Consider the following 19,203-nt stretch of genomic DNA (forward strand, 5'->3'; position numbering starts at 1 on the left):
GTTTTGCTGAGGTGGGCGAAAAAGCCTCCTTAGCAGGGGCCGACGGCGACGTCGGCCCGGTAGAAGTCACTGACTTCTTGAAGCCCACCGTCCGAGCCTACAAAAACACTGGCCGGACTCGCGCGGTGCCCGGAATGTCTCCGAGCTCGCGTCAGATTGATGAAGGACACGCAAAGTGGCACGTTACCTCGGCCCGAAGGCCAAACTTTCCCGCCGTGAAGGCACCGACCTGTTCCTGAAGAGCGCTCGCCGCGCCATCAGCGACAAGGCCAAGTTCGACACCAAGCCTGGTCAGCACGGCCGCACGTCGGGTCAGCGTACGTCCGACTTCGGTCTGCAGCTGCGCGAGAAGCAGAAGGTCAAGCGCATGTATGGCGTGCTGGAGCGTCAGTTCCGCCGCTACTTCGCTGAAGCCGAGCGCCGCAAGGGTTCGACCGGTGTCAACCTGCTGGTGCTGCTGGAATCGCGCCTGGACAACGTCGTCTACCGCATGGGCTTCGGCTCGACCCGCGCGGAAGCCCGCCAGTTGGTCTCGCACAAGGGCATCACCGTGAACGGCGAAGTCGTGAACATCGCTTCCTACCTGGTGAAGGCCGGTGATGTTGTCGCTGTGCGTGAAAAGGCCAAGAAGCAGCTGCGCATCATCGACAGCCTGAAGCTGGCCGAGTCGATCGGTCTGCCGGCCTGGGTGGCGGTCGATGCCACGAAGCTGGAAGGCATTTTCAAGAAGACGCCGGACCGCGACGAGTTTGGCGCCGAGATCAACGAGTCGCTGATCGTTGAGTTGTACTCGCGTTAATTCTTTCGTGCCTGCCGAGCGGCCCTGCAAGGGCCTGCTCGGCTTTTCCTCGTCCGGGTATCGCCAGTTGTTGTGGGCGGACCTGGTTGGTCCCTCAGCCTTATCGGTGTAACGAACCGAGGGTATTGATAGAAAGACCTCATGCAAACGAATTTGCTCAAACCCAAATCCATCACTGTGGAACCCCTGGGCGGTCATCGCGCCAAGGTGATCCTGGAGCCGTTCGAACGCGGCTATGGCCACACGCTGGGCAACGCCCTGCGTCGCGTGCTGCTGTCCTCGATGGTGGGTTATGCGCCGACGGAAGTGACGATCGCGGGTGTGCTGCATGAGTACTCCGCCATCGACGGCGTGCAGGAAGATGTGGTCCACATCATGCTGAACCTGAAGGGCGTGGTGTTCCGCCTGCACAACCGCGAGGAAGTGACGCTGGTCCTGCGCAAGGAAGGTGAAGGCCCGGTCACGGCCGCCGACATCCAGACCCCGCACGACGTCGAGATCATCAACCCTGATCACGTCATCGCCCACCTGTCGCAAGGCGGCAAGCTGGACATGCAGATCAAGGTCGAGAAGGGCCGTGGCTATGTCCCCGGCAACATGCGCCGCTACGGCGACGAGCCGACCAAGGCCATCGGCCGCATCGTGCTGGACGCGTCGTTCAGCCCGGTGAAGCGCGTCAGCTACGCCGTCGAGAACGCCCGCGTCGAGCAGCGTACCGACCTGGACAAGCTGGTCATGGAAATCGAAACCAACGGCGCCATCTCGCCCGAGGAAGCGATCCGTGCGTCGGCCAAGATCCTGGTCGAGCAGATGGCCGTCTTCGCGCAGCTGCAGGGTACCGATCTGGTCGACGTGTTCGACCAGGCCCCGGCCGCCCGTTCCAGCAGCTTCGATCCGATCCTGCTGCGTCCGGTCGACGAGCTCGAGCTGACCGTGCGCTCGGCCAACTGCCTGAAGGCCGAGAACATCTATTACATCGGTGACCTGATCCAGCGTACCGAGACCGAGCTGCTGAAGACCCCGAACCTGGGTCGCAAGTCGCTGAACGAAATCAAGGAAGTGCTCGCCTCGCGCGGCCTGACCCTGGGTTCGCGTCTCGAGAACTGGCCGCCTCAAGGTCTCGACAAGCGTTGATTTTTTGAAAGAGGGCGGGTCCATCGATCCGTCCGGTGCCCCCGGCAGTACCTGATCCGGCTGCTGGCAATAACTGAAGGAAGGAAAGCACCATGCGCCACCGTAACGGCCTCCGTAAACTGAACCGCACCAGCGAACACCGCGCCGCGATGTTCCGCAACATGGCGGTCTCGCTGCTGCAACACGAAGCGATCAAGACCACGCTGCCCAAGGCGAAGGAACTGCGCCGCATCGTCGAGCCGCTGATCACCCTGGCCAAGGAAGCGACTGTCGCGAACCGCCGCCTGGCGTTCGACCGTCTGCGCGACCGTGACATCGTCGTGAAGCTGTTCAACGAGCTGGGCCCGCGTTTCGCCACCCGTCCGGGCGGCTACACCCGTATCCTGAAGATGGGCTTCCGCGTCGGCGACAACGCTCCGATGGCGTACGTCGAACTCGTGGATCGTCCTGACGCCGCCGAAGGCGAAGGCTCTGCTGAATAAGCAGCGACTACGCCACCGTGCGCCAAAGGCCAGCAGGAATGCTGGCCTTTTTTCTTGTGTGTCCGCGATACGCGCAACGTGGACAGGGCATGGCGCCTGTCCAACGTCATGCAGCCCCGCTTGGCGCTAAGCTTCGCGGCTTTCCGACCTCACCGGCGACGCGGGCGCGACCCGTTCGCGTACGCCCCGCGTTCATGACTCCCATTGCCCTGATGCGACGCCTGTTGCCGGCGCTGTTCCTGCTGGTGACGCTGGCCTCGGCCTTGCTCGCCAGCCCGGCGCGCGCCGACGATTTCCTCGATCCCGAACAGGCCTTCAAGATCGATGTGCAACTGACCGGGGACCGCGAGTTCCAAGTCAACTTCACGATCGCGCCCGGCTATTACATGTACCGCGACCAGTTCAAGCTGGACGCCGCCGACGCGAAGTTCGGCGACATCGCGTGGCCGGCGCCGAAGCGCAAGTTCGATGAGACCTTCCAGAAGGAGGTCGAGACCTATCGCGATCGCCTGAGCATCAAGGTGCCGGTGGCGGCCCTGTCGCAAGGCCCGTTGAAGCTCGTGCTGACGGGCCAGGGCTGCGCGGACAAAGGCTTGTGCTACCCGCCGATGAAGAGCCAGTTGACCTTGGGGCTGAAAGGCTTCGGTGGCGACGGCGCGGTGAAGATCGGTGCGGCCCCGGATGCGCTGAGTGGCTTCGGCGTTTCGAGCGCGGTGGCGTCCACTCCTGCCGACGCGTCTCCGGCGAAGGTGGCAGAAGGGCGGCAGGCATCCTCCGACAAGTCGGCGGGATCGCCGCTCGACGATGCGCTCGCGTCCGGCCGCCTGTGGTTGATCGTCGGCGCGTTCTTCGCCGCCGGTGTCCTGCTGTCGCTCACGCCCTGTGTTCTGCCGATGCTGCCGATCCTGTCGTCGATCATCGTCGGCCAGGGTGAAGCGCCATCGCGCGCACGCGGCTTCTTCCTCGCGTTCAGCTACTCGTTGGGCATGGCGCTGCTCTACACGGCACTGGGGGTCGCGGCTGGCCTGGCCGGTGGTGGGTTGGCCGCGTATCTGCAGAAGCCGTGGGTGCTCGCGCTGTTTGCGTTGCTGCTGGTCGGCTTCTCGCTGTCGATGTTCGGTGTCTACGAGATCCAGCTGCCCAGCCGCTTCACCGGAGGCGTGTCCGACGCCACGCAGCGCTTGCCGGCCGGCAAGTTTGTCAGCGTGTTCGTCATGGGCGGGCTGTCCGCGCTGATCGTCAGTCCCTGCGTAGCCGCACCGTTGGCTGGCGCGCTGCTCTACATCAGCCAGACCGGCAACGTCGCGATCGGGGGACTCGCCCTGTTTGCGCTTGCCTGGGGCATGAGTGTCCCGTTGCTACTCCTGGGTCTTTCGGCCGGCACGCTACTCCCTCGCGCCGGTGCATGGATGGAGACGGTCAAGTACTTCTTCGGCTTGCTGCTGCTTTCCGTGGCGCTGTGGATCGTGCAGCCAGTGCTGTCGCCAGTGATCGCACAGCTCCTGTGGGGCGCCTTGCTGGTTGCCGTTGCGGCCCTGCTGGGACTCTTCCACCGTAGCGAGGCCAATACGCCTCGTGTGTGGCTGCGAAAGAGTGCGGCTGTGGCAGCGATGGTATTCGGCGTCGCGCAGTTCGTCGGCGTTGCCGCCGGCGGGACCGATACGTTGAAACCGCTTGCCGGCATCAACGGTGTGAGCAGGACTGCGGGCGCCACGGCGGCCGCGGAGTCGTCGACGGTCAGCTTCCGCAAGATCGCGACGGTCGCCGAGCTCGACGAGGCGCTTCGTACTGCGGGCAAGCCCGTGATGCTCGACTTCTATGCGGACTGGTGCGTGTCGTGCAAGGAGATGGAGCGCTTCACGTTCACCGATGCACGCGTGCAGGCCAAGCTCGCCGGCGCGCTGCTGCTGAAGGCGGACGTCACTGCGAACAACGCCGGGGATCGCGAGTTGCTGAAGCGTTTCAAGCTTTTCGGCCCGCCGGGCACGATCTTCTTCGATTCCAAGGGCGAGGAGCTGACCGGAGTGCGCGTGATCGGATTCCAGGACGCCGATCGCTTCCTGCAATCGCTTCAGGCCGCTGGGTTGTGACTCTGGAAAGACTGTCGCCGAAAGTTGAAGTGGCAGTCCTTTTCGTGCTACACTCTCTCTCTTCAGTCGCGGGGTGGAGCAGTCTGGTAGCTCGTTGGGCTCATAACCCAAAGGTCGTAGGTTCAAATCCTGCCCCCGCAACCAGAACATTGAACGCTGTCGCAGGACAGCGTTGTTGATCGGAACGGCAGCCGTCAGGGTTGGTTCGATCCGATTGACGAAACGGCAGATCAGCGTCTCGGCGCTGATTGCCAAGCGGTACAGCCGCGGGGTGGAGCAGTCTGGTAGCTCGTTGGGCTCATAACCCAAAGGTCGTAGGTTCAAATCCTGCCCCCGCAACCAATCGAACAAGGGCCCTCATGCGAGGGCCCTTTGTTTTTTGGTCACGGCGCGGAACGCCGGGAATTTCAAAGGATCTCGGATCCCATCAAGCGACGCGTAGACGCGAGCCATCGCCCTCAGCGACGACGCGTCCCACGACGCTGGCGGCGCCGAAGCCGTGCCGAGCGAAAACCGCCAACACCTGATCAACGGCTGCGGGTGAACACGACACCAGCAAGCCGCCACTGGTCTGGGGATCGCTCAACAGCGCCTGCGTCTCCGCCGGCACCGAGGCATCCAGCGCGATCTCGGCGCCATAGGCCGCCCAATTCCTCCCCGACGCTCCTGTGATCAGGCCCTCGGCGGCCAGAGAGCGGACGCCCTCGAGCAGCGGTACTGCGGCCCAATCGATCTCGATCGCGCAGCGCGACCCACGAGCGATTTCGAGGGCATGTCCGGCGAGTCCGAACCCTGTCACGTCGGTCAACGCATGGACGCCAGCGAGCGCCGCGAGTTCCGGCCCCGGCGTGTTCAACAAGGTGGTCGTGTCCAGCATCCGCCTGTATGACGCGTCATCGAGTCGGCCTTTCTTCAGCGCCGCCGACATCACGCCCACGCCGAGTGCCTTGCCCAGCACGAGCACGTCACCGACCTTGGCGTCCGCATTGCGCTTCACGCGGGAAGGATGAACCAGCCCCAACGCGACCAGCCCGTAGATCGGCTCGACGGAGTCGATCGTGTGTCCGCCGGCGATCGGGATACCCGCCTGGCGACAGACCGAGGCGCCGCCTTCGAGAATGCGCCCGATCGTCGCTGCGCTCAGCACCGCGACTGGCATCCCGACGAGTGCCAGCGCCATGATGGGGCGGGCGCCCATCGCGTAGACGTCACTGATCGCATTGGTGGCGGCGATACGGCCGAAGTCATGGGGGTCGTCGACGATCGGCATGAAGAAGTCGGTCGTGGCCACGAGGGCCTGCTCGTCGTTGAGGCGATAGACCGCTGCGTCGTCCGAGGTTTCGATGCCGACGAGCAACTCCTTGGGCATGGGAAACGCGCCCGTACCCTTGAGGATCTCCGATAGCACGCCTGGCGCGATCTTGCAGCCGCAGCCGCCGCCGTGCGACAGCGAGGTCAATCGCGGCTCGGAGGCCGGGGTAGGGGCGGCGGTGATGGGGTTCATGGCGTCGCAGCTTACCGCGCAGCGCCTCAGACCTGTGGAGGAGGGGCGTTGCCCGCCAAGCGCCACTGCAGCGCGACAAAGGCATCCATGGCCTGCCATAGCGGCGCATAGCGGGCCTCGTCATCGTCGAGTGCCGCCAGTGCCAATGCGCAAGCCTCCAGCGTGCTGCGCTGCGAATCCGCATGAGCACGGCGGATCCTGTAGCGCGACGGTGGAGGCGCCTCAAGAGCGAGTCGCGGTAGCGTCTGCAGCCAAGGGTTCAGGGCAAGCAGTCTTCGACTGCGGCGCCAGGTGCCGTCCAGCGCGACGAGCGTTGTTGAAGCGGCGTCCGTGACCATCGATGCTGGACGTTGCATCGGCGAGTCCGGCGGCTCATGGCCGTGTGTCGGTGGATACAGCAGGACAAGGCCGTCGATGGATCGGGGCGGCTCGAAGCGCTCGCCGACACGCAGTTCGACACGTGACAGGCACCGCGCCAGCAGTGCGGCGGTACCTTTCGCTTGCCCCACCTCGCCGGGGTCCTGAAGGATGAGCAGTGCGGAGCGGTTGTCGACGTGATGCACGCATGCGCACCAACAAGCGACGAGCGGCCGTCCACATCCCTCGCAGAGGGGGCGTCGGCCGCTCAGGCCACCATCGGCGGCGGACACGGGAAGGATCAGCGCGGTGGGCGCGGGGGCTTGCGAGCGTCGTTCGGACGAGCCTGACCGTCACGGCGAGGGCGGTCGCCCCGATCGCCGCGCGGGCCTTGGCCCGGACCGCCGGGATGGCCCTCTCCCCGTGGACCACCACGGCGATGCTCGCCGCCGCGGGGTGGGCGGTCGTTGCGTTCCGGACGCGGCGGCTGCTGCGCCTCTTCCTCTCGTGCCAACTTCAGTTGGGCGTCCAGCTGTTCCTGCGTCAGGCCCTTGAGCGCGCAGAAGTTCGACGGCGTCAGCGTCGTGCGCGAGAAGTCCCGCAGCAACTGCGCACGCTCCAGGCGGCCGCGATCTTCCTCGACGCGACGCGCCTCGGTGATGCCGCGGCGACGCGTCAACTCTTCCTGAGCGGCGACTCTGTGTTCGTCGCTGAGTTCCCCAGCGGGTTGACCGTCGAGATCGAACCGCGTCTTCGCGCGGGTCAGCGCGATCAGGTAGCCGGTGCCGCCCGTGTAGCGGCGCAGGAATGCGGACAGCTGTGCCTTGGTGAACTGGCCCGGCGCGCGTTGCTGGATGTCGGACTGCACACGCAGCTTCAACGGCTTGGCGCCGCCGGCGAACAAGGCCGGGAAGAGCTCCTTGAGCTTGGCGGCGACGGCCTGGACATCGACGCGACCGCCCTCGGCAGCCTTCGCCTGGCCGGGCGTCGCCGCCGCGGGAGCGGCATCGCCCGTTTCGGCGTCTGCGGTGGCCTCGCTGGAGGATTCATCCGCTTCCGGCACGGGCTCTTCGGCCTCCGACACCGGTGCCGTCAGCACGGCCTCAGTCGTCTCGGTGGCGGGGGCCTTCTGATCGGGGAGCTCGGAGGAGGTCACTTCGCCTTGCGGCGTGGTGCTGGAGGACATGCATCAAGCGGCGCGGGGCCGGCCTTCGGGAAAAAGGGGGATTGTGCCCATAGCCGCGCGGGCGTGGCAATTCGCGCCGATCGACGGAGGGCGCCCGTCCTGCCTTGGGGACGCCTTCCGTGGGAGAAATCAGGTCTTCGGTTCGCAGGCGGGCTTGCACACCAGCTCGGTCCGACCCAGGATCCGCTTGGACTGGAGGCTGCTTGGGGGGCGATGACGCCCGCATTTGAAGCAGGAGCGGGTTTGACCGCTACCCTGGAACGGCGACCCCCCCAGCTTGGAGGCATAGCGCAGGCCGTCATCCCGAACGGCGGTGCAGGTGTCTTTGCTCATGGTCTCGCTTCGCTTGGCGCTCTTGTTCGCGCCGGCGGGTTCGTGTCCCGTCGGCGCATCGATTCCCTCGTGATCAATAGTAGGTGGGGCGTGTGACGCCCCGCTACATCGCTTGCCCGGGGGTAAAAGCGCTGTCCGACGAACGGCGGGTTTTACGCCGACAATCGCCCGCTTGCCCGGCAGCCCGGGCGTTCGAGAACCATGGCCAAACTGTTTTTCCGCTACGCGGCGATGAATGCCGGCAAATCCACCGCCCTGCTGCAGGTGGCACACAACTACGAGGAGCGCGGCCATGCGGTGCGCCTGTTCACCGCAGGGGTCGACGACCGCTACGGCAAGGGAATGGTCACGTCGCGGCTGGGGCCGCAGCGGGTGGCGGAAGTGTTCAACGGCGAGACGGATTTCCGCGCGCTGATCACGCAGTCGCCGGGCATCGCCTGCATCCTCGTCGACGAGGCCCAGTTCCTGACGAAAGACCAGGTCTGGGCGCTGCATGAGATCGCGCACATGCGCCACGTGCCCGTCATCTGCTACGGCCTGCGGACGGACTTCCGCGGCGAGCTGTTCACCGGCTCGGCAGCCCTGCTGGCGCTCGCCGACGAGATGGACGAGATGAAGACCATCTGCGACTGCGGCCGCAAGGCCACGATGAACATGCGTGTCGACGCCACCGGTCGCAAACAGACCGAAGGCGCGCAGGTCGAGATCGGCGGCAACTCCCGTTACCGCGCGGTCTGTGGACGCTGCTTCAGGGCATCCTGAAGATGCCCGGTAAGCCTGGGCTTACTTCTTCGTCAGCTGCTCTTCCAGTTCCTTGCAGGAAGGAGCGCAGACTGGCTGGGACTTGCCCAGCAGCTTGCGGGACTTCAGCAGCGCACGAGGGCGATGCTTGCCGCAGAGGAAGCACGACATGGTTGCCGCGCCAAACGAGGAGGTCGCCGCGAACGGCGAACCTGGAGCTTTAGAGCGATAGCGCAGACCATCGGCTTCGATGGTCGTCTTGGTCGTATCCTTGGCCACGCTGTTCCTGATCCTGATAAGAGTTTGAAATGCCGCGCCGACGGTCCCAAGTTCCCCCCAGGGACAGACGGCGAAACCCGTATTTTCCTATAAGCCGGGGCTTCCCCGTACCGGGGCATCGCTAATGACCTCGCGCGAAGGTCGCCCGAATCGGTTGCAAGAGACATTCGTTGCCGCAGGCGCCGGCTGCGTTCCCTCTCTGGCGGACGCCCGCCCGAAGGCGCGTGGCGCGTTTTAGGGAAAACACCTAGAATGCCGCCGCGCCGTTTCACCGTGGCGTCAACAACAAGGACACACAGGGAGCGAGCGCGGCGATGGAAAGGATCGAAGGGCTGTTTGCCGCCATGCGGGCGGCCAGTCAGGAAATGGAATGGCCGGCGACCGAGGCCCGCGACAGCGGCCTGGAAACGGCCGGCGAGCTGGCCGAGCGATACGCGCTGGCCGTCAGCGAGGCCCTGTGCGGCCACTTCCGGAGTTCGCACGCCAGCCTCTGGCTGCTGGATGGCGAGCCTGGGGATTACCGCCTGCGTTGCCTTGGCGCGCACGCGATCGACGGCGTGAGCCGTCAGCGCACGCTCTGCGAGCAACGTGCCTATCCCGGCTACTTCGACGCCCTGCTGTCCGAGGGCGTCTTCAACTGCGCAGACGCCCAGGCCGATCCGCGGCTGAGCGCACTGCAACCGCCGCCAACCTGGCGCGCGATGCTGGACGTGTCCGGGCAGATCAACGGCAAGACCTTTGGCGTCATCGCGCTCGGACAGCGCGACACCGCCCGTGTCTGGACGAAGCGCGAAGAACTGGACCTGCGCCGCGCCACCGCGAAAGCCTGCCTCCACCTGCACGCGCTGCGGAACGAACTCGAGACGGTCTGACTGCCGGCCGCAAGGTCTGCGCAGCGCGTGATTCAACTTCGACCGACCGGTCGGATTAATATCTTGCGAAATGTCAATGCGGCATCCACTGACGGACGGCTGAAGGCTTCCCGCTAGAGTCGGTCGCCACACGTCCCATGGACGACCAACCCCCGGGCGATGGCCTTCGGAGCGGTCGCGACGGCGCCGGCACGCATCGGCGACGCGCGGTCAACGGCCTTGCCCGGCACCACGACAGGAGACAAGGTGGACGGGGCGATTGCAAGCATCCTGGTGCTGGACGGGGTGACCAACGGCGCGATCTACGCGCTGCTGGCACTGGCCCTCGTCCTGGTCTTCGCGGTCACGCGGGTGATCTTCATTCCTCAGGGGGAATTCGTCGCCTTCGGCGCGTTGACCCTGGCGGGACTGCAACTCGGGCACACGCCGCTCACGATCCACTTCCTGATCGCGATGGCGCTGCTGACGGCGGTGCTGGACCTCATTGCGGCCGCGCGCGCGGGACGCCTCGGAGCGGCGTGGGTGTCGATCGCGCTGCGAGCGCTGCCAGGCGTTGCGATCGGGCTCTGCGCGCTGTGGCTCGCGCCGATGAAGCTGCCGCTGGTGGCGCAGGCGTTGCTGACGCTGGCGATTGTCACGCCGATGGGCGGGTTGCTCTACCGGCTTGCGTACCAGTCGCTGGCGGACGCGTCGGTGCTGGTGCTGCTGATCGTCTCGGTCGGCGTGCACTTCGCGCTGACGGGGCTGGGCCTGGTGTTCTTCGGCGCCGAGGGCTCGCGCAACCCGAGCTTCTGGGAGGCGAGCTACTCGGCCGGGCCGCTCATGTTCTCGGGCCAGACGCTCATCATCGTGATGGCTTCGGCGGCGCTCATCGTCGCGTTGTGGCTGTTCTTCGAAAAGAGCCTCTACGGGAAGGCGCTGCGCGCGACCGCGGTGAACCGGCTCGGCGCCCGGTTGATGGGGATCTCCAGCACGTCCGCGGGTCGGTTGTCGTTCACGCTGGCCGCCTTCATCGGCGCGCTGTCGGGCATCCTGATCAGCCCCACCACGACGATCTTCTACGACAGCGGCTTCCTCATCGGCCTGAAGGGCTTCGTCGCCGCCGTCTTCGCAGGCCTGTCGAGCTATCCGGGCGCCGCGCTGGGCGCGCTGCTGGTCGGCCTGATCGAGTCGTTCAGTTCCTTCTGGGCCAGCGCCTTCAAGGAGGTCATCGTCTTCACTTCCATCCTGCCGGTGCTGCTGTGGCGCAGCTGGCGCGATCCGCACCATGAGGAGCATTGACGTGACCTCCGATCGATCCGCTGCCATGAAGGCCGCCGCGGCCCCCGCCACGGACTCGACCGCCGAGTCCAGGCCGTGGAAGCGTCGCATCGTGCCCGCGTTGCTGTTCGCCGCGCTCGCGCTGTTGCCGCTGCTGCCGGTGCCCGAGTTCTGGATCACCCAACTGAACTACATCGGCATGTTCGCGCTCGTCGCGTTGGGGCTGGTGCTGCTGACCGGCGTCGGTGGGCTGACGTCGTTCGGACAGGCCGCCTTCGTCGGTGTCGGTGCGTACACGACCGCGCTGCTGAGCGCGCGCTACGGACTGTCGCCGTGGATCGGACTCGCCGCCGGCATCGCGATCACGCTGGTCATCGCGCTGGTGCTGGCCTTGATCACGCTGCGGATGTCGGGCCATTACCTGCCGCTGGCGACGATCGCCTGGGCGCTCAGCCTGAACTTCACGATCGCCAACATGGAGTCGCTCGGCAAGTACGACGGCCTGCTCGGCGTGCCGGCGATCGAACTGTTCGGCGTCAGCCTGGCCGACGGCCGCGCGATCTACTACTTGATCTGGCTGTTCGCGCTCCTGGGCGCGATCGCCGTGCGCAATCTGCTGGACTCCCGCCCCGGTCGCGCGATCCGGGCGCTCGGCGGTGCGACGGTGATGGCCGAGTCGATGGGCGTCTCGACCTTCCGCTACAAGGTCGTCGTCTTCCTGATCGCCGCGGTGCTCGCGTCGATCTCGGGCTGGCTGTTCGCGCATGTCCAGCGCACCGTGAACCCGAGCCCCTTCGGCCTGAAGATGGGCATCGAGTACCTGTTCATGGCCGTCGTCGGCGGGGTGTCGAGCGTGTGGGGCGCCTTCGTCGGCGCGGGCGTGTTCAAGATCATCGAGGACCAGCTCAAGGAGCTGTTGCCGGCGCTGCTGGGCAGCAACGGCAACTTCGAGATCATCGTGCTCGGCGTCGTGCTGGTGCTGATGCTGAAGTACGCGCCCAAGGGACTGTGGCCGTCGCTGCAGAAGGCGCTGTCGCGCTGGTGGCCGGCGCGGCCACGCGAGCGGAACTGGGAGGGCGCGCCCGCGCTCGAATCGCGCGCGAAGCCGCAGGCCGGTTCGGTGCTGCTCAAGGTTGAGAAGCTGCGCAAGCAGTTCGGCGGACTGGTCGCGGTGAACGACGTCAGCTTCGAGTTGCGCGCGGGCGAGATCATGGGCCTGATCGGCCCGAACGGCGCCGGCAAGTCGACGACCTTCAACCTGGTTTCCGGCGTGCTGTCCGCGACCAGCGGCGACCTGCGCTTTGCCGGCGAGCCCATCACCGGCCTGCCCGCCCGTCAGATCGCGCGTCGCGGCATGTCGCGGACCTTCCAGCACGTGAAGATGATCGGGGACATGACGGTGCTGGAGAACGTCGCGCTCGGCGGCTATCTGCGCTCGCACAGCGGCACGGCGCACGCGATGCTGCGCCTCGACCGCGCGGAAGAGAAGCGCCTCTTCGCCGAGGCCGAGAACCAGTTGCGCCGCATCGGCATGCAGGACCACCTGCACGAACTCGCCGGCAACCTGGCGCTCGGACCGCAGCGCCTGATGGAGATCGCGCGGGCGCTGTGCAGCGACCCGTCGCTGCTGCTGCTCGACGAGCCGGCCGCGGGCTTGCGCCACAAGGAGAAGCAGGCCTTGGCCGCCGTGCTGCGCCAGTTGCGCGCCGAAGGCATGAGCATCCTGCTGGTCGAGCACGACATGGACTTCGTCATGGGGCTGACGGACCGGATCGTCGTGATGGAGTTCGGCACCAAGCTGATCGAGGGCACGCCCGCCGAGGTGCAGGCCAGCCCCGAGGTGCGTGCGGCCTACCTGGGAACGGAACACTGACATGAGCGAGTTGCTGAAGGTCAGCGGATTGCATGCGGGCTACGGCCGCGCCGAGGTGCTGACGGGCCTGGACCTGCGGCTGCGGGAAGGCGAGGTGGTCACCGTCATCGGTCCGAACGGGGCCGGCAAGAGCACGACGCTGAACGCGCTGATGGGCGTGCTGCCCGCGCGCGGGCAGATCGTCTTCGACGGCGAGGACATCCAGGGCCTGAGCCTCGAGGACCGGGTGATGAAGGGCCTGGCGCTGGTGCCCGAGAAGCGGGAGCTGTTCACGACGATGTCCGTCGAGGACAACCTGGTGCTCGGCGGCTTCCGCCCGATGCGCCTGGGCGTGAAGGGCTGGCGCGACGAGTTGGAGCGCGTCTACACGCTGTTCCCGCGCTTGCAGGAACGCCGCGCCCAGCTCGCCGGGACGCTGTCCGGCGGCGAGCGCCAGATGCTCGCGGTCGGCCGCGCGCTGATGGCGCGGCCCAAGCTGCTGATGCTCGACGAGCCCAGCCTCGGCCTGGCGCCACTGATCGTGAAAGAGGTGTTCCGCATCGTCTCGCAGTTGCGCGAGGCGGGCGTCTCCATCCTGCTGATCGAGCAGAACGCGCGCGCCGCGCTCGAAGTCGCCGACTACGGCTACGTGCTGGAGACCGGCGAGATCGCGCTCGAAGGCCAGGCCGCCGATCTGGCGAAGGATCCCCGGGTGATCGAGACCTACCTCGGAGCGAGTCGCCAGGCGCAGTGAGTCGCGCCGCGGCGTGAAGGAAACGCCGTACGGTCGACGCTCACACCCCGAATCGGGGGAGAAGCGTGACGCCCGCGAAACACCCGCGCGGAACCGGCCGACCATAATTCGGCGAACTCGCGCCATGGCTCTCCTGTCCTCCCTCCGCAAACTGCTCACCGGCTCTGCCGACACCAGGTCGGCCGGCGGAGCCGCCGCCAAGGGCGGAGCATCGAAGGGGGCGCCGCCCGCGCCGTCGCCGATCCGAGCCGTCGACATCCCGATTCCGCCCGTGCTGTCGTCGGCGTCCTCGCACTCGCAGGGCCCCGGCATGGTCTCGACCCAGACCGCGGTCTACAGCGGCGGCGACATCGTCTTCCCCACGCTCGATGCCTCGCCGGAGTGGCTGCACTTCAGCACCCGGCTGTTCGGCTTGTCGCGGCTGAAGGACGTGCCGCCGTCGGCCGGCGAGCAGGGACTGATGCAGCGCCTGCAGGCGCAGCGTGGCTCGCAATGGGCCGACCTGCTGCCTCGCCTGCCCGCCGTGCTGCCGCAGTTGATGCGACTCGTGCGACGCAGCAACGTGTCCTCGACGGAGCTGGTGCAGCTGATGTCGCGCGATCCCAGCCTGGTCGGAGAGCTGATGCGGCTGGCCAACTCACCGCGTTATCGCACCGAGCGCGACATCACGGATCTCGCCGGCGCGGTGATGGTGCTGGGCCAGCAGGGCCTGGACCAGTTGGTGATGAGCGTCGCGATGCGACCCATCTTCCATCACGGCAAGGGACGCTACGGCAGCCGCTCGGGGACGCTGCTGTGGGATCTCAGCGAGCGCACCGCGTTCGCCACGGCGCGTCTGGCCAATGCGGGCGACGACGAGTTCTCCGCCTATCTGGCCGGCCTCAGCTCACAACTCGGCCTGATGGCGCTGCTGCGCGCGCTGGACGGGATGTCCGCGCCCTCGGTGCCGCCGCTGGACCGCGAAGGCCTGCATCGCCAATTGCTGCCGTTGACGGCCGCATGGTCGGCGCAGATCGTCGAGCACTGGGGCTTCCCGCCCCAGGTCGCCGAAGCGCTGGCACCTCGCCCGGGCCGTGGCGCCGAGTCCGTCGTGCTCGCGCACCTGGTGCGGCAGGCGCAGGCGGTTGCGCTGCGCCAGCTCATGCAGCCGGGGCTGCAGCCCGCGCAGTTGGGCGACTGGTCCCCCGCACAGCAGCGCTGCTACGCCGAGCTGGAGCACGAGTTCGCCGCCGGCGAGCCTTGAGCTGCCCGACGTCGCGGGCGCTCTCCGCGAGACCTCAGGCCCCGCGGCTTTTCGCCAGTCTCCACGCCATCAGTCCGAACACGCCTTCGAAGAGCAAGGCCAGCGCCGCGGCCGGCAAGGCGCCCGCAAGCAGCAGGGTCTGATCGTTCAACGCGAGCCCGGTGACGATGCGTTCCCCGTAGCCTCCGGCGCCGATGAAGGCCGCCATGGTGGCGGTCCCGACGGACAGGCTGGTGGCCGTGCGCAGGCCCGCGAGCATGACCGGCAAGGCCAGCGGCAACTGCACTGAACGCAACACCTGGCCCCGCGTGAGGCCCAGCGCCTTCGCGGCGGTGGTCAGGCCCTCCGACACTTCGCTGAGACCGACCGTGCAGTTGCGCAGCACCGGCAACAACGCATAGAGCGTGAGCGCGACCAGCGCCGGCACCGGCCCGATCCGGTTCGTCGCCCAGATCAGGAGCGCCAGCATCGCCAGCGAGGGCACGGTCTGCAGCAGCGCGCAGACGGCCAGCAGCGCTTCGCGCCAGCGCGGCCACGGGTGCAGCGCGACCGCCAGCGGCACGCCGATCAGCGTGGCCAGCGCGACGGATCCCAGGACCAGCGCCAGGTGCTGCACCGTGAGTCGACCGAGATCCGGACCGCTCAATCTCGACCAGAGGTCCGACTTGGCCGGCTCGGCCGGACCGGGGGAAGACGCAGTGGCCGATGTCGTGGAGCCGATGGAAAAGGCGGAGGAAGAGGCGGAAGGGGCGGAGGCGGCTGCGGCCGAGGAGGCGGGGCCACGGGTCGCCACGAACGCTCGAGCGATCGCGTCGAACGGTTGTCGCTGCACTTCGGCCCGCGCATTCATCGCGATCATCGCGGTCTCGTCGATCCTGCCGCGCAGCGCCTGCAGCGCCGCCCAGGCGCGCGGATGGCGCTGCGGCAGATCGACTCGATACAGCAACACCGCGTCATACCGGGGAAGAAGTGCGCGTCGTCGGCCAGCACCGTGAGATCAAGCGCCGCGATCTGCGCGTCGGTCGTGTACACGTCGGTGACATCGATCTGGGCTTCGGCAAGCGCACGGTAAGCGAGCCCGTGATCGAGCCCCGTCGGGGTCTGCGGCAGCGCATAGCGCTTCGACAAGCCGGGCCAGCCGTCCGCGCGGCCCAGGAATTCGTTGCTGAGGCCGAACTTCAACGTCGGCTGCCCCTTCAGTTGCGACAGCGCATGGAGACCGAGTTCGCGCGCCTGCGCCGACCGCATCGCCAGTGCGTAGCCGTTGTTGAAGCCGAGCGGCACACCGATCGCCAGCCCGAGCGGGCGCAGTTCCGCCTGCAGTTGATCGAGCGGCGCGCCGGTGGTCGCGTGGCCGAGGATCTCCCGCTCGATCGTGCCGAGGTACTCGGGATAGACGTCGATGCTGCCGGCCTTCAGCGCCGCGTGGACGATGGCGGTGTTGCCCAGGCCCTGGCGGACCTCCACCTCGGCGGACGGATCGTCGGCGCGCACGGTCTGTGCGAGCACCTCGGCGAGGATGTAGCTCTCCGTGAACCGCTTGGAGCCGATGCGTAGCGGCTCGGCGGCCTGGGCGTGCGGCGCGCCCGTGAGTGCCGCGCAGACCAGCAGGAGAAGGAGGGGCCACAGCCGGCGGAGCAGCATCATCGGCGCAGCATAGTCGAGCCCGTCCGGCTGCGCGCCAGCGTGCGCAAGACCTGGCCCGCGAAGGCGTCGGCCGCCGCGGAGCCTGCCGAGGCCTTGCTGCGCATCAGCACCACCGACATCGCCGGCAGCGAGGTCGCCGGCGGCATGCCGTGACGCTCGTCGAGCAGTTCCATGCCCTCGGGCACGCTGCAGCGTGTGAACAGCGCGATCGCCAGGCCGCTCTCGACGGCCGCCAGCATGCCGGCCGGGCTGGCGCTGTCGCAGACGATGCGGTGAGGCCGCTTCAATGCCGCCAGCGCCGACAGTGCCGCCTTGCGCGCAAGACTGCCCGATTCGTAGACCGCGACGGGCAAGGGCGTCTGCCGCCACGCCTCGAAGCGCGGCGCGCCGAACCAGGCCAGCGGTTCGTCGAACAGCGGCTGCCCGCGACCGGCTCGATCGCGCGTGACGACCGCCACGTCGACTTCGCCGCGCGACACCCGGGGGATGAGCACCGTCGACTGCTGGCAGACGAGGGTCAGCTCCACCGCCGTGTGCCGTCCCGCGAAGTCGCGCAAGACCGGGGTGAGGTAGGGCAGCGCGTAATCCTCCGGCACGCCGATGGTGAGGCGGCCGTGCAGCGTCTCGCGCTTGAGCGCCTGGACCGCTTCGTCGTGCTGCGCGATCAGGCGGCGCGCGTGTCCGAGCAACTCGCGTCCCGCCGGCGTCAGATCCAGCCGTCGCGGCGTGCGCACCAGCACCGGCTGACCCACGGCCCGTTCCAGCTTGGCGATCTGCATGCTCAATGCCGACTGCGAGCGATGCACCAGGGCCCCTGCCGCCGTCAGCGAGCCGCCGTCCACCGCCGCCACGAAGGCGCGGAGCCAGTCCAGTTGAAGGTCGGTCGAGGGCATCAGGTCCTCCGCCCCTCGGGGGCATCCATTCGATTCCGTGATGCTAAGCGTGAAGAGGATTCGCTTTGCCGAATGCGGGCAGCGGCCCAGACTCTTCCCATGTCCACGTCGCTCGCCTCCTCGCCAGAATCCTCTTCCCCGTCTTCGGCGACCGCAGCCGGCGCGGCCCGGCGCCTGCGGGAAGGTCAGGGGCTCATGGTGGGCGGCGGACTGCTGCTCGGCACGATCGGCGTGTTCGTCGAGGAAGCGGCCCAGGACCCCGCCACGACCGTGTGGTTCCGTTGCGTGTTCGGGCTCGCGGCGCTGCTCGCCTGGGGCGCCGCGCGCGGCCAGATCGGCGAGCTCGTCCGGCTGCGCGGTCGCGCGCTGGGCGTGGTGCTCGCCGTGGGACTGCTCACGGTCTTGAACTGGGGACTGTTCTTCGCGGCGATCCCGCGCTGCTCGATCGCCGTGTCGACGGTCGTCTTTCATGTGCAACCCTTCTGGCTGATGGCGATGGGCGCCTTCTGGCTGCGCGAACACGTGACGCGCGCGCAGTGGCTGGCAGCCGCCATTGCGTTGTGTGGCCTCGCGTTGGCCACCGGCATCGCGGATGAGGTGTTCGCGCCCGGCGGCGGCGCGGGCGGCGCCATGCGGTTGCCGGGTTATGCCCTCGGGGTGGGGATGTGCCTGCTCGGGTCGGTGACTTACGCGGCGGCGAGCTTTCTCGCCAAGCTCGAGGCTGAACGCGCTGGATCGTTCGCGCTGTCGGCGGGACAGTGCGTCGTGGGCGCCGTCGTGCTGCTGCCCTGGCCGCTGATGCACGGGCTGCCGGCGTTCGGTGCGTCCTGGAGCTGGTTGGCGGGACTCGGCGTGCTGCACACCGGGCTGGCGTATGTCGTGCTGTACGCCGGCATGGCGCGGCTCGGCACCGGGCGCATCGCGGTGTTGCAGTTCGTCTATCCCGGGACGGCCGTGCTGGTCGACTGGGCGGTCTACGGCCGGGCGCTGAGTCTCACGCAGATCGTCGGCGTGGGCCTGATCGGTGCTGCGCTGTGGACCTTGCGGCGCCGCGCCTGAGGAAGCGCCCGCTCCGCGATGGATGCGGTCTGTCCCTCCGGGGATGCAGTTGGTCGCCGCGCGGGCGCTGCGCGATGCACCGGTTCGTACAGTGCATCGCACTTCGAACCAGGGAGCGTCCCGTGATCCAGCCTTCGATCTCCTCGTTGTCTTCCCCGCCGACCTCGTCCTTGACCCGCCGTCCGTGCGCGCGGATGTCGCGTGCGGCACTACTGCTGGTCGGTGCCGTCACGCTGGCGCTGGGGGCCTGTGCCCAGTCCGCGCCGCCGCCGCCCGCTCAGGAGGGCTTCAGCGCCGGCATTACCGTCGACGCCAAGGCCGACGGCGTCGACCTCGACACGCCGCTCTATCCCGGCGCCGTGCCCTACAAGGATCGCGACGAGGACAAGTCGAGCGTGCAGATGAGCCTCTGGGGCGGCCTGTTCGGCTTGCAGTTGGCGGCCGGCAAGTTCCAGAGCAAGGACGAGGTCGATCGCGTCGGCAGGTTCTATCGCCGCGCGCTGTCGCGCTACGGCACGCCGTTGGATTGCGGCGCCGCCGATGCCCCGCGCGGCAAGCCGAAGGACGGCGGTCCGCTGACCTGCGACGACGACAAGCCCGATGCGGGCGGGCAGCTCTACAAGGTCGGACTGCCGAAGAACTTCCGCGTGGTGTCGGTGAAGCCGCTGCCGGACGGCACGACGCAGATCAGCGTCGCGCGCGTCCGCTTCCGGTGAGC

At 67.6% G+C, this 19,203-nt stretch carries 17 protein-coding genes, 2 tRNA genes and 1 pseudogene; 14 read left to right on the top strand and 6 right to left on the bottom strand.

Going from position 1 to position 19,203, the window contains the following annotated elements:
• Positions 1 to 175: 175 nt before the first annotated feature.
• The 6 genes from rpsD (at position 176) to AC1VNM_RS24760 (ending at position 4,847) form a co-directional block, all read left to right on the top strand.
• Positions 176 to 799: a 30S ribosomal protein S4 gene (gene rpsD / locus AC1VNM_RS24735; RefSeq protein WP_377158090.1), complete on the top strand. Its 624-nt coding sequence runs from the start codon at positions 176 to 178 to the stop codon at positions 797 to 799.
• A 141-nt stretch (positions 800 to 940) separates the two neighbouring features.
• Complete coding sequence (locus tag AC1VNM_RS24740; RefSeq protein ID WP_067278809.1) at positions 941 to 1,933, top strand: DNA-directed RNA polymerase subunit alpha; 993 nt, start codon at positions 941 to 943, stop codon at positions 1,931 to 1,933.
• A gap of 92 nt (positions 1,934 to 2,025) precedes the next feature.
• Positions 2,026 to 2,415 (top strand): 50S ribosomal protein L17, encoded by a 390-nt coding sequence (rplQ, locus tag AC1VNM_RS24745; RefSeq protein WP_377158088.1) that lies wholly within the window; start codon positions 2,026 to 2,028, stop codon positions 2,413 to 2,415.
• A 194-nt stretch (positions 2,416 to 2,609) separates the two neighbouring features.
• Entirely contained in the window at positions 2,610 to 4,505 is a 1,896-nt protein-coding gene (gene dsbD, locus AC1VNM_RS24750) for a protein-disulfide reductase DsbD (RefSeq protein ID WP_483108654.1), read from the top strand.
• Positions 4,506 to 4,572: 67 nt separating this feature from the next.
• Positions 4,573 to 4,649: transfer RNA gene (locus AC1VNM_RS24755), tRNA-Met, on the top strand.
• Between the two features lie 121 nt (positions 4,650 to 4,770).
• A tRNA-Met gene (locus AC1VNM_RS24760) sits at positions 4,771 to 4,847 on the top strand.
• 85 nt (positions 4,848 to 4,932) lie between these two features.
• Here AC1VNM_RS24760 and selD read toward each other — a convergent pair.
• Genes selD through AC1VNM_RS24775 form a run of 3 tightly spaced genes read right to left on the bottom strand, consistent with a single transcriptional unit; the run spans position 4,933 to position 7,552 of the window.
• Positions 4,933 to 6,009, bottom strand: coding sequence for a selenide, water dikinase SelD (gene selD / locus AC1VNM_RS24765; protein WP_483108655.1), 1,077 nt, complete (start codon positions 6,007 to 6,009; stop codon positions 4,933 to 4,935).
• A gap of 26 nt (positions 6,010 to 6,035) precedes the next feature.
• Positions 6,036 to 6,659 (bottom strand): tRNA-uridine aminocarboxypropyltransferase, encoded by a 624-nt coding sequence (locus tag AC1VNM_RS24770; protein ID WP_483108656.1) that lies wholly within the window; start codon positions 6,657 to 6,659, stop codon positions 6,036 to 6,038.
• Positions 6,660 to 6,667: 8 nt separating this feature from the next.
• Positions 6,668 to 7,552 carry a ProQ/FINO family protein gene (locus AC1VNM_RS24775; RefSeq protein ID WP_483108657.1) on the bottom strand — a complete coding sequence of 295 codons (885 nt, stop codon included), beginning with the start codon at positions 7,550 to 7,552 and terminating at the stop codon, positions 6,668 to 6,670.
• Between the two features lie 534 nt (positions 7,553 to 8,086).
• Between AC1VNM_RS24775 and AC1VNM_RS24780 the strand changes: the two genes are divergently transcribed.
• A complete protein-coding gene (locus tag AC1VNM_RS24780; RefSeq protein ID WP_483108658.1) occupies positions 8,087 to 8,647 on the top strand; it encodes a thymidine kinase in 561 nt (186 codons plus the stop codon).
• 21 nt (positions 8,648 to 8,668) lie between these two features.
• Here AC1VNM_RS24780 and AC1VNM_RS24785 read toward each other — a convergent pair whose 3' ends face one another.
• On the bottom strand, positions 8,669 to 8,905 hold the full coding sequence (locus AC1VNM_RS24785; RefSeq protein ID WP_067278790.1) for a hypothetical protein: 237 nt from the start codon (positions 8,903 to 8,905) through the stop codon (positions 8,669 to 8,671).
• 314 nt (positions 8,906 to 9,219) lie between these two features.
• Between AC1VNM_RS24785 and AC1VNM_RS24790 the strand changes: the two genes are divergently transcribed.
• The 5 genes from AC1VNM_RS24790 (at position 9,220) to AC1VNM_RS24810 (ending at position 14,886) form a co-directional block, all read left to right on the top strand.
• On the top strand, positions 9,220 to 9,777 hold the full coding sequence (locus AC1VNM_RS24790) for a GAF domain-containing protein (protein WP_377158077.1): 558 nt from the start codon (positions 9,220 to 9,222) through the stop codon (positions 9,775 to 9,777).
• Positions 9,778 to 10,023: 246 nt separating this feature from the next.
• Positions 10,024 to 11,058 (top strand): branched-chain amino acid ABC transporter permease, encoded by a 1,035-nt coding sequence (locus AC1VNM_RS24795; protein ID WP_483109325.1) that lies wholly within the window; start codon positions 10,024 to 10,026, stop codon positions 11,056 to 11,058.
• 25 nt (positions 11,059 to 11,083) lie between these two features.
• Positions 11,084 to 12,910 (top strand): branched-chain amino acid ABC transporter ATP-binding protein/permease, encoded by a 1,827-nt coding sequence (locus AC1VNM_RS24800; RefSeq protein ID WP_483109326.1) that lies wholly within the window; start codon positions 11,084 to 11,086, stop codon positions 12,908 to 12,910.
• Between the two features lies 1 nt (position 12,911).
• Positions 12,912 to 13,643: an ABC transporter ATP-binding protein gene (locus AC1VNM_RS24805; protein ID WP_483108659.1), complete on the top strand. Its 732-nt coding sequence runs from the start codon at positions 12,912 to 12,914 to the stop codon at positions 13,641 to 13,643.
• Positions 13,644 to 13,767: 124 nt separating this feature from the next.
• Positions 13,768 to 14,886 carry an HDOD domain-containing protein gene (locus AC1VNM_RS24810; protein ID WP_483108660.1) on the top strand — a complete coding sequence of 373 codons (1,119 nt, stop codon included), beginning with the start codon at positions 13,768 to 13,770 and terminating at the stop codon, positions 14,884 to 14,886.
• Positions 14,887 to 14,920: 34 nt separating this feature from the next.
• On the opposite strand, the pseudogene AC1VNM_RS24815 reads toward AC1VNM_RS24810, so the two are convergent.
• Positions 14,921 to 16,533, bottom strand: a pseudogene (locus AC1VNM_RS24815) (glycine betaine ABC transporter substrate-binding protein).
• On the bottom strand, positions 16,530 to 17,426 hold the full coding sequence (locus AC1VNM_RS24820; RefSeq protein ID WP_377158071.1) for a LysR family transcriptional regulator: 897 nt from the start codon (positions 17,424 to 17,426) through the stop codon (positions 16,530 to 16,532). Before AC1VNM_RS24820 ends, AC1VNM_RS24815 begins: the two are co-directional and overlap by 4 nt.
• A gap of 99 nt (positions 17,427 to 17,525) precedes the next feature.
• On the opposite strand from AC1VNM_RS24820, the gene AC1VNM_RS24825 reads away from it, so the two are divergent.
• Together AC1VNM_RS24825 and AC1VNM_RS24830 are read left to right on the top strand one after the other, a co-directional pair.
• Positions 17,526 to 18,485, top strand: coding sequence for a DMT family transporter (locus AC1VNM_RS24825; RefSeq protein ID WP_483108661.1), 960 nt, complete (start codon positions 17,526 to 17,528; stop codon positions 18,483 to 18,485).
• A gap of 122 nt (positions 18,486 to 18,607) precedes the next feature.
• Positions 18,608 to 19,201, top strand: coding sequence for a hypothetical protein (locus AC1VNM_RS24830; RefSeq protein WP_483108662.1), 594 nt, complete (start codon positions 18,608 to 18,610; stop codon positions 19,199 to 19,201).
• Positions 19,202 to 19,203 lie beyond the last annotated feature (2 nt).

The sequence above is a fragment of the Mitsuaria sp. MSU3D genome, from assembly GCF_056867975.1.

Excerpts from the sequence above, each read along its gene's own strand:
- AC1VNM_RS24800 (WP_483109326.1), top strand. The coding sequence starts at position 11,084 with ATGAAGGCCGCCGCGGCCCCCGCCACGGACTCGACCGCCGAGTCCAGG.
- AC1VNM_RS24780 (WP_483108658.1), top strand. The coding sequence starts at position 8,087 with ATGGCCAAACTGTTTTTCCGCTACGCGGCGATGAATGCCGGCAAATCC.
- AC1VNM_RS24740 (WP_067278809.1), top strand. The coding sequence starts at position 941 with ATGCAAACGAATTTGCTCAAACCCAAATCCATCACTGTGGAACCCCTG.
- AC1VNM_RS24820 (WP_377158071.1), bottom strand. The coding sequence starts at position 17,426 with ATGCCCTCGACCGACCTTCAACTGGACTGGCTCCGCGCCTTCGTGGCG.
- dsbD (WP_483108654.1), top strand. The coding sequence starts at position 2,610 with ATGACTCCCATTGCCCTGATGCGACGCCTGTTGCCGGCGCTGTTCCTG.
- AC1VNM_RS24790 (WP_377158077.1), top strand. The coding sequence starts at position 9,220 with ATGGAAAGGATCGAAGGGCTGTTTGCCGCCATGCGGGCGGCCAGTCAG.
- AC1VNM_RS24775 (WP_483108657.1), bottom strand. The coding sequence starts at position 7,552 with ATGTCCTCCAGCACCACGCCGCAAGGCGAAGTGACCTCCTCCGAGCTC.
- rplQ (WP_377158088.1), top strand. The coding sequence starts at position 2,026 with ATGCGCCACCGTAACGGCCTCCGTAAACTGAACCGCACCAGCGAACAC.
- selD (WP_483108655.1), bottom strand. The coding sequence starts at position 6,009 with ATGAACCCCATCACCGCCGCCCCTACCCCGGCCTCCGAGCCGCGATTG.
- AC1VNM_RS24825 (WP_483108661.1), top strand. The coding sequence starts at position 17,526 with ATGTCCACGTCGCTCGCCTCCTCGCCAGAATCCTCTTCCCCGTCTTCG.
- AC1VNM_RS24810 (WP_483108660.1), top strand. The coding sequence starts at position 13,768 with ATGGCTCTCCTGTCCTCCCTCCGCAAACTGCTCACCGGCTCTGCCGAC.
- AC1VNM_RS24805 (WP_483108659.1), top strand. The coding sequence starts at position 12,912 with ATGAGCGAGTTGCTGAAGGTCAGCGGATTGCATGCGGGCTACGGCCGC.